Here is a 12,846-nt window from a genome sequence, read left to right on the forward strand (position 1 = left end):
CAGGCTGTGACGGGTCGCCACCCGCCGCGGGCACGGTTCCGCTTGCGCGCAGCGCCGTGTTGTATGCGTGGGCGACGTTTGGCGCGCATGTGTCCTATGCCCCCCTGCTGGCGCTGTTGCTGCCGCGGCGGATCATCGCGGTCGCGCCCGATCGTGCGGCGGCGATCACGTCGGTGGTGGTGCTGGTGGGCGCGATCACTGCCAGCCTTGCGCATATCATGGCGGGACGCTTCAGCGATGGGTGGCGCCGCCGCCATGGTAACCGCCGCGTGCCGATCGCGGTCGGGCTGGGCCTGACCATGGCCGCGCTGACCGGGCTGGGGCTGGCACAGCAGGTGCCCGCGCTGGTGGTGGGGCTGGTGGCGTTTCAGATCGCGCTCAATCTGATGTTTGCCCCGCTGGGTGCGCTGCTGGTCGATCATTTTGCCGACCACGCCAAAGGCCGGGTGGCGGCGCTGGCCAATCTGGCGATCCCGCTGGCGGGGCTGGGCACCGGGGTCGCCGCGCTGGCCTTTCCGCGCGACAGTGCGGTGCCGTTTGTCGCGGTGGCGGGGCTGGTGGGATTGAGCGTGCTGCCGCTGATCGTGGTGTGGCCGTTTGCGGCGGCAGCGATGCCGGCGTCGCCGTCGCAGCCGGCATTGTCCGCGCCGTCGCGGCCGCAGATATCCGGCCCATCGATCGTGGCGGATCTGGCACGGATCGGGCTGGCGCGGCTGCTGATGCAATGCGGCGCATCGTTTGTGGTCACCTATTTCTATCTGTTCATCGTGCGCCATCCCGATCGCGCAGGCGTGCTGCCCGGCCATTCGGTTGATGTGCTGTTTGGCCGGCTGGTGCTGGTGACGACGCTGGCGGTGCTGGTGGTGACCGTGCTGGCCGGGCGGTGGTCAGACCATCATCGCCGCCGCCGCGCGCCGATGATGGCCAGTGCGCTGGTCGCCGGGCTGGCGCTGTGCGCGCTGCAAGCGGGCAGCGGCTGGCTGATGCTGGCGGGCTATGGCCTGTTTCAGGTCGGGCTGATTGCCTATCTGGCGCTCGATGCCGCGCTGGTGGCGCAGGCCTTGCACAATCATCCGCGCCCGGGCGAAATGCTGGGGTACATGAACCTGGCCAACACCTTGCCGTCGATCGTGGTGCCGGGGCTGGTGCTGGCGGTGGCCGGCGCCACCGCCGAATCGCTGTGGGCACCGGGCTTTGCCGGGGCCGCGGCGTGCTGCGTGCTGGCGGCATTGCTGATCAGCCGTATCCGCACCGTGGTGTGATGCGCAATTCGGCCCGGTTGACCCGGTCCGGTCTGGCGCTACGGTGCGCCGAACCGGTGATACAAAGGCGTCTGCATGAACCGAACCGTCCTGTTGCTGGCCGTGCTGGTGTTCGGAACATTGGTGGGTGTAGCCACCCGCTGGTCGGGCCATGCGGGCCTGATCGCCGCCGCCACGGCGGTTCTGCCGATTGGCACGCTGTGGGTGCGCGCCCTGCAAATGACGCTGATTCCGCTGATTTTTGCGCTGGTCACGCATGGTGTGGCCAGCGCGGTCGCCGGTGGACGGGGCGGTCGGCTGATCGGATCAACCTTTGGCCTGTTTGGTGCCAGCCTGCTGGTGGCGGTCACCAGCGCCATGGCGCTGACCGAGGTGGCGTTGCGCATCTGGCCGCTGCCGGCGCACGCGCTGGATGGTCTGACCGGCGAAACCGCGCCGCAGGTGGTGCCCGGGCTGGCGGCACAGCTGACCGCGATCATCCCGGACAATCCGGTGGCGGCTGCCGCCCAGGGGCAGATCTTTCCGCTGGTGGTGTTCGGCCTGGTGCTGGGCATCGCGCTGGCACGGCTGCCGCGTGCCATTGGGCAAGATGGGGGCGCGCTGGATGATGGTGCGCTGATGCGCATGCTGGCCGACCTGAAGGCGGCGATGCTGCAAATTGTCGATTGGGTGCTGGTGCTGGCGCCGCTGGGCATTTTCGTGCTGGCGCTGGGGCTGGGGCTGTCGTCGGGGATCGGCGTGGCGCAATTGCTGGCCACTTATCTCGCGCTGGGGCTGGCCACCGGGGTGATGATGATCGCGCTGTGCTATGGCGCGATTCTGGCGTTTGGCGCAGCGCCGGTGCGGTGGTTTGCCGGCGCGATTGTCCCGGCGCAGGCGATGGCGGCGGGCAGTTGTTCGTCAATGGCGACCACGCCGGTGATGATCGAGGTCGCGGTGGAACGGCTGATGATCCCGGAAGACGTGGTGGGATTGACCATCCCGCTGGCGGTGTCGGTGTTCCGCATCGGTTCGGTGTCGCTGTGTTCGGCCGGCGTGCTGGTGGCGGCGCATGCGGCGGGTATTCAGCCCGGCCCGGTGCTGCTGGTGCTGACGGCCATCGCCATCCTGCTGGCCTGTGCGGGCGCTGCCGGCCTGCCCGGCGCGGCGGTGCTTTATGCCAGTTCGGCGCCGGCGATGCACCTGCTGGGCGCGCCGATGGCAATCCTGCCGCTGTATATCGCGGTCGTGGCGCTGATCGATCCGGTGACAACCGCGGCCAATGTCACCGGCGATCTGACCGTGGTGACGCTGGTCAATCGCTGGCTGAACGGGCGAACGGCGCCGCTCCGCGCCTGACCTACCCCGCCACGCCTGCTGCTGCCAGCACCGCCAGCGTCAGCAGGTCGGGCGCCAGCGCGGTCATCGGGGCGATCTGGACCGGCTTTTCCATGCCGATCAGCATCGGCCCGATGACGGCATTGCCGCCCAGTTCGCGCAACAGTTTGGCCGAAATGTTGGCCGATTGCAGGCCCGGCATGATCAGCACATTGGCGCGCCCCGACAATCGGCTGAACGGATAGTTGGCCATGACCTTGGGATTGAGCGCGGCGTCGGGCGACATTTCGCCTTCGTATTCAAACCCCGGCGCAGACGCATCCAGGATGGCCACCGCCCCGCGAATGTTGTCGATCCATTTGCCATAGGGATTGCCGAATGTCGAAAACGACATGAACGCGACCCGGGGCTCATGCCCCATGCGACGCGCGACGGCGGCAGTTTCGATCGCGATCTGCGCCAGGTCTTCGGCAGAGGGGCGCTCGTTGACGGTGGTGTCGGCCATGAACACGGTGTCGTTCTTGCCCACCATCAGGTGGATGCCGAACGGCAGCGCGCCCGGTTTCGGGTCCAGCACGCGGCGCACTTCGGTCAGGGTCTGCGCAAAGGTGCGCGTCATCCCCGAAATCATCGCCTCGCCATGCCCCAGCGCGACCAGCAGCGATGCAAACACGTTGCGCTCCTGGTTCACCATGCGCTTGATGTCGCGTTCCAGAAATCCGCGGCGTTGCAGGCGCGGATAGAGATAGGCGACCATTTCGGGCACCAGCGGCGAATTGGCCGAATTGTGAATTTCATAGCTGTCGGGGTCCGACACGCCCAGTTCGGCCATCTTGTCGCGCACGGCCTGCGTGCGGCCAACCAGCACCGGGGTGCCATAGCCGAAATCACGGTACTGGATCGCGGCGCGCAGCACGACTTCGTTTTCGGCCTCGGCAAACACCACCCGCTTGGGGTTTTGCTTCACCTGCGCATAGACTTGCGTCAGCACCGATGTGGTGGGGTTCAACCGCGCCTTCAGGCTGGTGCGATAGGCATCGAAATCGTCGATCGGCAGGCGTGCCACGCCCGAATCCATCGCCGCCTTGGCCACGGCGGATGACACCACCTCCATCAGGCGCGGGTCAAACGGTGCGGGGATGATGTAATCCAGCCCGAACTGGTGGTTCTTGCCATAGGCGGCGGCAACCTCTTCGGGCACGGTTTCGCGCGCCAGCCGGGCAATGGCCTGGGCCGCCGCAATCTTCATTTCTTCGTTGATGGTGGTTGCGCGCACATCCAGCGCGCCGCGAAAGATGAAGGGAAACCCCAGCACATTGTTGACCTGGTTGGGATAATCCGACCGGCCAGTGGCGATAATGCAATCGGGGCGCGCGGCCTTTGCCTCTGGCGGGGTGATTTCCGGGTCGGGGTTGGCCATCGCAAAGATGATCGGCTGCGGCGCCATGTCCATCACCCATTCGGGTTTCAGCGCGCCGGCTGCCGACAGGCCCAGGAAAATGTCCGCGCCTTTCAGCGCTTCTTCCAGTGTACGCGCGGGCGTGTTGACCGCATGCGCCGATTTCCACTGGTCCATGCCCTTTTCACGGCCCTGGTAAATCACGCCCGAACGGTCGCACATGATCACATTGTCATGGCGCACGCCCATCGCCTTCATCAGCGCGGTACAGGCGATCGCGGCGGCGCCGGCGCCGTTGACCACCACTTTCACCTCGTTCAGTTCGCGCCCGGTCAGGAAACAGGCGTTGAGCAGACCGGCGGCGGAAATGATCGCGGTGCCATGCTGGTCATCGTGCATCACCGGGATTTTCATCCGGTCGCGTAGCGCCTGTTCGATGATAAAGCATTCGGGCGCCTTGATATCTTCAAGATTGATGCCGCCAAAGCTGGGTTCCAGCAGCGCGACCGCCTCGATGAATTTGTCGGGGTCTTCGGTATCCACCTCGATATCGATCGAATCGACATCGGCAAAGCGTTTGAACAGGACCGCCTTGCCCTCCATCACCGGCTTGGCCGCCAGCGCGCCCAGATTGCCCATGCCCAGGATCGCGGTGCCGTTGGAAATCACCGCAACCAGATTGCCCTTGGCAGTGTATTCATAGGCGCAGGCCGGGTCATCGGCGATCGCCTGCACCGGCACCGCCACGCCGGGCGAATAGGCCAGGCTGAGGTCGCGTTGCGTGGCCACCGGTTTTGACGCGATGATCTCGATTTTGCCGGGGCGGATGGTCTTGTGATAGAACAGCGCTTCGCGTTCGGTGAAACGGACGTTGCTTTCGTCTGACATCGCATATCCTCACATCGATCGCACCCGCGCCGGTGGTGCGCCATTGGCCCTGTCCGCTCTTTTCGCCGCCGTCAAGCGCTGGGATTCTGCCTAATCGATTAGCTAAAGCCCGCGCGGCTGCCAGTTGGGAATCGCCAGTGGGCGTACCGCAAACAACAGGCTGCGCCCATCGCGCCATACCAGCCGCAGCCGCGGATCGGGGCGCTGGGGCATGCCGGTGTCGATCAGCCAGACATAATCGACGCGTTCGATCGGCGCGTATTTCAGCGCGCTGTCCACCCCGCGCAAACGCCCCCCGGCGCAGCGTGGCGACCACACGAATTCCGACGGGTCGGCGGTGAAATTGCGCCCGGGTTTGAACCGCGGCACCACCATGTGCAACCCGGGCACCGCCCAGTTGTCGTTGACCCAGGCCTGGCGATAGATGCTGGCCAGGCTGGCCAGGTGATCGCGCCGGGTGTTGCGCCACGATTCCTGCAGGCACGAATGTTCGACAAAGGCCAGCACGCGGCTGCCCCGCTCAATATGTTGCAGTGCCACCAGCTGCCGGCGGAAATCATCGGCATAATCGGCAAAGCTGGCGGCGGTCACCACCAGCCGCAGCGCCAGCAATACCATCCCGGCATAGGCCACGGCCGCTGCTATGCGTGGTCGCGCCCGGCTCCAGTCCATCAGCCCCAGCAACAGCATGCAGGCCACCGGCAACAGCCGCACATCGACGAAATTGCTGCCATTGATATCGCTGGGGATGGCAACAAATTCGGCCAGCACCACAAAGCCGGGCAGGAATTGCGACCATTTCCACCGACCGCCAATCGCCCAGCCGAACACGATCAGGAGGTAACTGGCGGCGGTGGTCGCCACATCCAGGATCATCGATTGATCCCGCAGCGTCAGGATCAGGTACCATTCCTTTTCATCCCAGCGCCAGCGGTTGAAACTGCGCGCCGGGGGCGGCGACAGCAGTTTCCACAGCACGATGGTCAGCACCGTCGCCAGCAGCGGCCACAACAGCACCGCCAGCCGGCGTAAGGTCGCGCGCCAGTCGTGGCTGGCCAGCACAGCGCGAATCTGCGACCGCCGCCACCATCCGGCGGGCAGGGCATCCAGTTCGCGGCCCACCGCATTGGCGGCGATCAGCAGCCCCAGCAACAGCCCGCCGATGGCGTGGCACAGCAGCGCGATCGGCTGCAACACGATCAGCACCGCCGCACGCCGTTCGGGCCGCGCTTCCAGCCACACCGCCACGGCAAACCCGGTCAGCGAAATCCCGGTGGCCAGGATGAAATTCAAAAACCCGGTCAGCAGTGGAAAACTGAACACATAGACCAGCGCCCAGCCCGCGCCATAGCCGCCGCGCGCGTTCAGCATGCGGATCGTGGCCAGGCACCCGCCGGCATAGAGCGCGCATGCCAGCACGGTTGACCACCACCCGGCGGCCAGCACGCCAAACGGTTCGCCAATCAGCTTCATCAGCACGCCATCGCCGATGTTGAGCGTGAACGACCATTTCCATGAAAAGTATTTTTCCAGCGGGCTGGTCGGCCCGGCCGCCTCGATCGCGGCGGCGCCCATGTGTCCGGGAATGTCGATCAGCGGCGGCACTTCGACCAGCACAAACGGCAGGCACATCAGCAGCACGATGATCGCGATGCCGGCGCCCGACAGCCAGGGCAGCATGGCGCGATCCTGCCCAAACGGCCACAGCGCGCGCACGTGATCAATCAGACGGCGTTGCATCAGCGCTTGCGCCGGTTGTGGCTCACGCCAATGGCTTTTGGGCCCCGGCTGCGGATGGTCGCCGGGCGGGGGTGCGCTAATTGTCGATATCCTGATGGCCGTGGTTTGAAAAAACGCGTGAGTGTGGTCTAGCCCGGAACGTGGTCACTTCTCATGCCCCAACTCCGATGATGGCGCAATATCTGGCGCTGAAGGCACAGGCCGAAGGCTGCCTGCTGTTTTACCGGATGGGCGATTTTTTCGAACTGTTTTTTGATGATGCGAGGGCTGCCAGCCAAATCCTGGATATCGCGCTGACCAGCCGTGGCGAACACGGCGGGCAGGCCATTCCGATGTGCGGGGTGCCGGTCCATGCCGCCACCGGTTATCTCGCGCGGCTGATCCGCGCCGGGTGCCGCGTGGCGATTGCCGAACAGATCGAAACCCCCGAACAGGCGAAGCAGCGCGGCGGGTCAAAGGCGCTGGTGGCGCGCGATATCGTGCGCTTTGTCACCGCCGGCACCCTGACCGAAGAGGCGTTGCTGGAACCGCGCAGCGCCAATGTGCTGGCCGCGCTGTGCTGGGTTTCGGGCATTGTCGGTCTGGCCACTTGCGATATTTCGACCGGGCGGATGGAACTGGAACAGTGCGCGCCCGATGCGATCGGCGCCGCGCTGGCGCGGATCGGTGCGACCGAAACGATCGTGGCTGACAGCGCTGCGGGGCATGGCGTGGCCCTGTCGGGCGAGGTGGTTGAACGGCCGGCGCGCGGGTTTGATGCAGGCCGGGGCCAGACGCTGTTGTGCGATATCCACGGCGTATCCACGCTCGACGGGTTTGGCCAGTTCAGCCGCGCGATGCTGGCCGCCGCCGGGGGCCTGATCGAATATCTCGATCATGTCGGGCGCGGGCGGCTGCCGTTTCTGTTGCCACCGGTGCCGCGCGGCGAAGACCAGACCATGGCGATGGATGAAGCGACGCGCGCCAGTCTTGAGGTGACCGTGGCCAGCGGCGGCGGCCGGCGTGGCAGCCTGATCGATGCGGTCGATCGCTGTGTGACGGGGGCCGGCGCGCGCCTGCTGGCAGAAGATCTGTCGGCGCCGTTGACCGATTTGCCTGCGATTCGCCAGCGGCTGGAACTGGTCAGCTGGCTGCATGATGATCCGTTGTTGCGCGGCGACATGCGCGCCGCCCTGCGCGCGGTGCCCGATATTGGCCGGGCGATCGGCCGGGTGGTAGCGGGTCGCGGGTCCCCGCGCGATCTGGGCCAATTGCGCGATGGCCTGGGCGAAGCCGCGCGGCTGGCCGAACTGGTGGGCGCACGGCCCGATCTGCCCGCGCTGGCGCAGACCTTGCTGCCGCATTTGCGCGGGCATGGCGCGCTGGTCGATCTGCTGTCGCGCGCGCTGGTGCCCGCCCCGCCGACCGAGCGCGGCCAGGGCGGCTTCATTGCCGAAGGGTATGATGCCGCGCTGGATGAACTGCGCAGCATGGCCAGCCATTCGCGCCGCGCGATCGCCGCGCTGGAGGCGAAGTATCGCGATGACACCGGCGTTGCCGCGCTGAAAATCCGCCACAACGGCGTGCTCGGCTATTTCATCGAAGTGCCGGCGCGCCACGCCGACCGGCTGATGGCGGCAGATTCGGGGTTTACCCATCGCCAGACCATGGCCGGCGCGGTGCGCTTCAACGCGCTGGCATTGCATGAAGAGGCCAGTCGCATTGCCGAATCCGGCGGCCACGCGCTCGCCGCCGAAGAGGCGCATTTTGAAGATCTGTCGGCGCGTGTCATCGCGGTAAGGGAAACTATCGCGCGCACCGCCGCAGCTTTGGCGCGCTTCGATGTCGCCGCCGGGCTGGCCGAACGCGCGGCTGAAGGCGGCTGGGCATTGCCACACGTGGTCAGCGAACCGGTGCTGAACATCACCGGCGGGCGCCATCCGGTGGTAGAGGCGGCGCTGGCGGCGCGCGGGCGCCGGTTTGTTGCCAACGACTGCCGGCTGGTGCCCGAAGACCGGCTGTGGCTGGTGGGCGGGCCGAACATGGGCGGCAAATCGACGTTTTTGCGCGCCAACGCGCTGATCGTGCTGCTGGCACAGGCAGGCAGCTTTGTGCCGGCCGATGCGGCGCAGATCGGCGTGGTGGACCGGTTGTTCAGCCGGGTGGGCGCCAGCGACAATCTTGCACGCGGGCGATCGACATTCATGGTCGAAATGGTCGAAACCGCTGCGATCCTGGCGCAGGCCACCGACCGCAGCTTTGTCATCCTGGACGAAGTCGGGCGCGGCACATCGACCTATGACGGGCTGGCGCTGGCCTGGGCGGTGGTGGAGGCGGTCCATGGCGTCAACCGCTGCCGCTGCCTGTTCGCCACGCATTACCATGAACTGACGCGGCTGGCCGAAAGCTGTGACGCGCTGTCGCTGCACCATGTGCGCGCGCGCGAATGGAATGGTGATCTGGTGTTGTTGCACGAACTGGCGCCGGGGCCGGCCGACAAAAGCTATGGCCTGGCGGTAGCGCGGCTGGCCGGCGTGCCACAGGCGGTGCTGCGCCGCGCGCGATCGGTGCTCGACCGGCTGGAAAAGGGCCGCAACGCTACCGGCGGGCTGGCCGCCGGGCTGGATGACCTGCCGCTGTTCGCCGCCGCGATCGAGGCGGCGGAGGTGAAGGTCGATGCCCTGCGCGAAAAGCTCAACACGCTGGATATCGACTCGCTCAGCCCGCGTGCCGCGCTGGACGTGCTGTATGATCTGAAGCGCGAAGCCAACAGTTAGGGTGGCGCAGGGCTCTGGCCAAAACCACGAATTTCGGGCATTCTGCAGTCGGGGCAACGGGACAGTACAGGCGATGAACGGGCGATACGGATGGGCGCCGGTGGGCGGCCTGATCATGGCACTGGCGACTCTGGCGGGAGTGTCGGCGCCGCTTTGTGCAAAGGCGCCAAAACCGGCCATTTCCGAACACGCCGCGCCGCCGCTGATCACGGTCGGCGATGCGCGGGTGACGGGTGTGGCGTTGCCCGGCGGGGTCGATGCCTATCTGGGCATCCGCTATGGCGTGGCGCCGGTTGGTGAACGCCGCTGGCATGTTTCGACGCAGGCGCCGCTGCATGGCGCAGTCAATGCCACGCATTTCGGCGCGACTTGCCCGCAAAGCCAGGGCACCGCGGCGTGGTATCGCAAATTGGCGGTTGCCATGGGCAGCGATGGCGATGTCGTGCCCGCCACCCCGCCCGGCGATGAAGACTGCCTGTTTCTGAACATCTGGACGCCGGCCCGCGCGAAAGGGACCCCGGCAAAACCCCTGCCGGTGATGGTCTGGGTCCATGGCGGATCGAACACCGGCGGTTATGGGCATGAGGCCAATTATCGCGGTGCGCGGCTGGCGGCGCGCGGCGTGGTGGTGGTCACCATCAATTATCGGCTGGGCGCGCTGGGGTTTTTTGCGCATCCGGCGGTGCCCGATGTCAGCGCCGGGCGGCAGGGCCTGTCCGACCAGATTACCGCGCTGCGCTGGGTGCGCGACCATGTGGCGGCGTTTGGCGGCGATGCTGCGCGGGTCACGCTGTTTGGCGAATCCGCCGGCGGCACCGATATTGTCGGCCTGATGCATATGCCGGTGGCAAAGGGGCTGTTTGCGCGCGCGATTGTCGAAAGCGGCTATCTGTCGGCAGAGGCGTTTGCCACGCCCGCGGCCGCCACGCGCGCTGCCACCGATCTGTTTGCGCGCGATGTGCCGCCCGCCGATCTGGCCAAACAGACGCCGGATGATCTGGTACATTTGCAAGCCGCGCGCCACCCGGGGCAGTTCGTGTCACCGCTGGTGCCCGCGGCGCAGGCGTTTCGCGTGCCGCTGCTGATCGGCAGCAATGCCGACGAATACCGCATGTATCTGCCCGCCGACCCGGCCACGCGCGGCGCGGCAGAGGCGCACACGCTGGCTGGCCTTGCCCATGCCGGCGATGCCGCGCACCTGTTGCAGCGCCTGTCCAACGATGCCGCCACGCGTGCCGATCTGCTGGCCAGCGCGCCCGAATTCCACTGCCCGGCGGTGGCGCTGGCGGGCGACGCGCGCACAGCAGGGTTGGACGCCTGGGTCTATCGGTTTGACCGCGTGCGCCCGGGGCACCATGGTTTTGGCGCGTACCACGGCGCGGAAATCCCCTATGTGTTCGGCACCAGCGATGCGTGGTTGCCCGCCGACGCCGCCGATCGCGCGCTGTCGGACACGATCATGCGCTATTGGGTCAATTTTGCCCGGACTGGCAATCCTAACGCGCCGGGGCTGCCGGCCTGGCCGCGCTGGGTGGCGGCGGGTGAGGCAACCGCCACGCCGGTCCTGCATTTCGGCACCACGGTGCATGCCGCCCCGCTGCCCGATCTGGCGTTGTGCCCATTGATTGGTGAACCGCATTCCTGACCGGAGGGCCGGCCCCCTGACCGAATGGACGGCCAACGTGTGGGCCACTGCGATCAACCAATACCTACGTCCGTTCATGCCGCGCCCGCGCAAAACCGATGGCATCCGCGCGGGGCAGCGATTACCACCGCGGCAATGAGCACCTGCACCGATCCCGCGGCATTGTCGTATCACACGCTGACCGATGGCCGGCGGCTGGCCTATCGCCTGACCCCCGGAACCGGTCCCGCGCTGATGTTTCTGCCGGGGTACAAATCGGACATGGCTGGGTCAAAAGCGCGAAGCGTGGCGGCCTGGGCGCAGGCCAATGGGCGCGCCTGCCTGTTGCTTGATTATTCGGGATGCGGGCTCAGCGATGGTGATTTTGCCCACGGTACATTGTCGCGCTGGCGCGATGAGGTCATCGCGCTGATCGATCATTGCCGGCTGACCCGCGTGGTGCTGGTGGGGTCGAGCATGGGTGGGTGGCTGATGCTGCTGGTGGCGGAACAGCTGGGTGCGCGCGTGGCCGCGCTGGTGGGGATCGCCGCGGCGCCCGATTTTACCGACTGGGGTCGCGATCCGGCGGCACAGGCCGCGTTGGCGGCGGGCCAGGTGGTTTACGATGACAACCCCTATGGCCCCGAACCGACGCCGATGTACCCGGCATTCTGGGCCGATGGGCAGGCGCAGCGGCGGTTGCACGCGCCCATCGATTATACCGGGCCGGTGCGCCTGCTGCACGGGCAGCGCGATGCCGATGTGCCGTGGGATATCGCCTTGCGGCTGGCGGCGGCCTTGCGTTCAGACGATGTGCAGGTCCATCTGATCAAGCAGGGCGATCATCGCCTGTCGCGCGATGGCGATATTGCCCTGTTGCTGGCCATGCTGGCAGAGGTCACCGCATCGCTGCCAAAGGAAATGCCTGCATGAGCCTGCTGTTGCCGTTGATGATGCTGATGCAGGTCGGGCCGGACCCGCATGTCTATCCGCAGACGCCGCTGCCGGCGATCACCCAGCACCGCAAGGATACCACGCCGCCGCCGCCAGTGACCGCGCCGATTGCCGCGCCGGTCCTGTCGGATCAGATGACTGCCTGTCTGACGCAGGGGCGGCGCGACGCCGATGCCGGGCTCGTCTTTGCGCGCGACTGGCTGGCCCGCGCCAGCGCGCCGGAGGAGCGCGCGCAGCCCGACCAGTGCCTGGGGTTGATCCTGTCCGATCGCGGCGATTTTGCCGGGGCCCAGGCGGCCTTTGCCGATGCCGTGGCCGCAACCCCGCCGTCGGCGCCGGCCAAAGCGGTGCCGCTGATGGCGATGGCAGGCAATGCCGCGCTGGCGCGTGGCGATGGCGCCGCCGCGCTCGACTGGTTCAATCGCGCGTTGGCGGTGCGCGATTTCGCCGATGCGCCTGCCCGCGGCGCGATCCTGGCCGATCGCGCGCAGGCGCAAGTGGCGCTTGGGCACTATGGCGATGCCGCCGCGTCGCTGGCCGACGCGCGCCGGGCCGCACCGTCCGACCCCGCAGTGTGGCTGCTGTCGGCAACGCTGGCGCGGCGCGAACAGGATCTGGCCAGCGCGCAGGGCTATATTCAGACCGCAGCGGAGCTGAATCCGCGCGACCCGGCGATCGGGGTGGAGGCAGGGGTGATCGCGGTCTTGTCCGGCCACGATGCCGCCGCGCGCAAATCGTGGAATTCGGTGGTCGCGGTCGCGCCCAACAGTGCAGAGGCGCAGACCGCGCGCGGCTATCTGGCGCAACTGGGCCTGGCCCCGGCGACCGTGCAGGCCAGTGTGCCGGCGACCATGCCCCTTGATCATCCGTCACCACCCCCCACATCGCCAGTGGGCCGATGATGCG

The 12,846-nt window shown here is 67.0% G+C and carries 8 protein-coding genes; 6 read left to right on the forward strand and 2 right to left on the reverse strand.

Translation table 11 applies throughout. The features are described 5' to 3' along the window. The first annotated feature begins 56 nt into the window (after nucleotides 1-56). Nucleotides 57-1,262 carry an MFS transporter gene (locus ABWP89_RS05360; protein WP_353227747.1) on the forward strand — a complete coding sequence of 402 codons (1,206 nt, stop codon included), beginning with the start codon at nucleotides 57-59 and terminating at the stop codon, nucleotides 1,260-1,262. Between the two features lie 75 nt (nucleotides 1,263-1,337). Beyond that, nucleotides 1,338-2,600 (forward strand): dicarboxylate/amino acid:cation symporter, encoded by a 1,263-nt coding sequence (locus ABWP89_RS05365; protein WP_353227749.1) that lies wholly within the window; start codon nucleotides 1,338-1,340, stop codon nucleotides 2,598-2,600. 1 nt (nucleotide 2,601) lies between these two features. Here ABWP89_RS05365 and ABWP89_RS05370 read toward each other — a convergent pair whose 3' ends face one another. Next, entirely contained in the window at nucleotides 2,602-4,866 is a 2,265-nt protein-coding gene (locus ABWP89_RS05370; protein ID WP_353227751.1) for an NADP-dependent malic enzyme, read from the reverse strand. 102 nt (nucleotides 4,867-4,968) lie between these two features. After that, nucleotides 4,969-6,606, reverse strand: coding sequence for a hypothetical protein (locus ABWP89_RS05375; RefSeq protein ID WP_353227753.1), 1,638 nt, complete (start codon nucleotides 6,604-6,606; stop codon nucleotides 4,969-4,971). A gap of 167 nt (nucleotides 6,607-6,773) precedes the next feature. On the opposite strand from ABWP89_RS05375, the gene mutS reads away from it, so the two are divergent. The 4 genes from mutS (at nucleotide 6,774) to ABWP89_RS05395 (ending at nucleotide 12,842) form a co-directional block, all read left to right on the forward strand. After that, complete coding sequence (mutS, locus tag ABWP89_RS05380) at nucleotides 6,774-9,362, forward strand: DNA mismatch repair protein MutS (protein WP_353227755.1); 2,589 nt, start codon at nucleotides 6,774-6,776, stop codon at nucleotides 9,360-9,362. Between the two features lie 73 nt (nucleotides 9,363-9,435). After that, nucleotides 9,436-11,007, forward strand: coding sequence for a carboxylesterase/lipase family protein (locus tag ABWP89_RS05385; protein WP_353227756.1), 1,572 nt, complete (start codon nucleotides 9,436-9,438; stop codon nucleotides 11,005-11,007). Between the two features lie 135 nt (nucleotides 11,008-11,142). Next, a complete protein-coding gene (locus tag ABWP89_RS05390; RefSeq protein WP_353227757.1) occupies nucleotides 11,143-11,919 on the forward strand; it encodes an alpha/beta fold hydrolase in 777 nt (258 codons plus the stop codon). Further along, nucleotides 11,916-12,842, forward strand: a complete 927-nt coding sequence (locus ABWP89_RS05395) for a tetratricopeptide repeat protein (RefSeq protein ID WP_353227758.1) — start codon at nucleotides 11,916-11,918, stop codon at nucleotides 12,840-12,842. Before ABWP89_RS05390 ends, ABWP89_RS05395 begins: the two co-directional genes overlap by 4 nt. Nucleotides 12,843-12,846 lie beyond the last annotated feature (4 nt).

The sequence above is a fragment of the Novosphingobium sp. genome (assembly GCF_040398825.1).
Taxonomy (GTDB): Bacteria; Pseudomonadota; Alphaproteobacteria; order Sphingomonadales; family Sphingomonadaceae; genus Novosphingobium.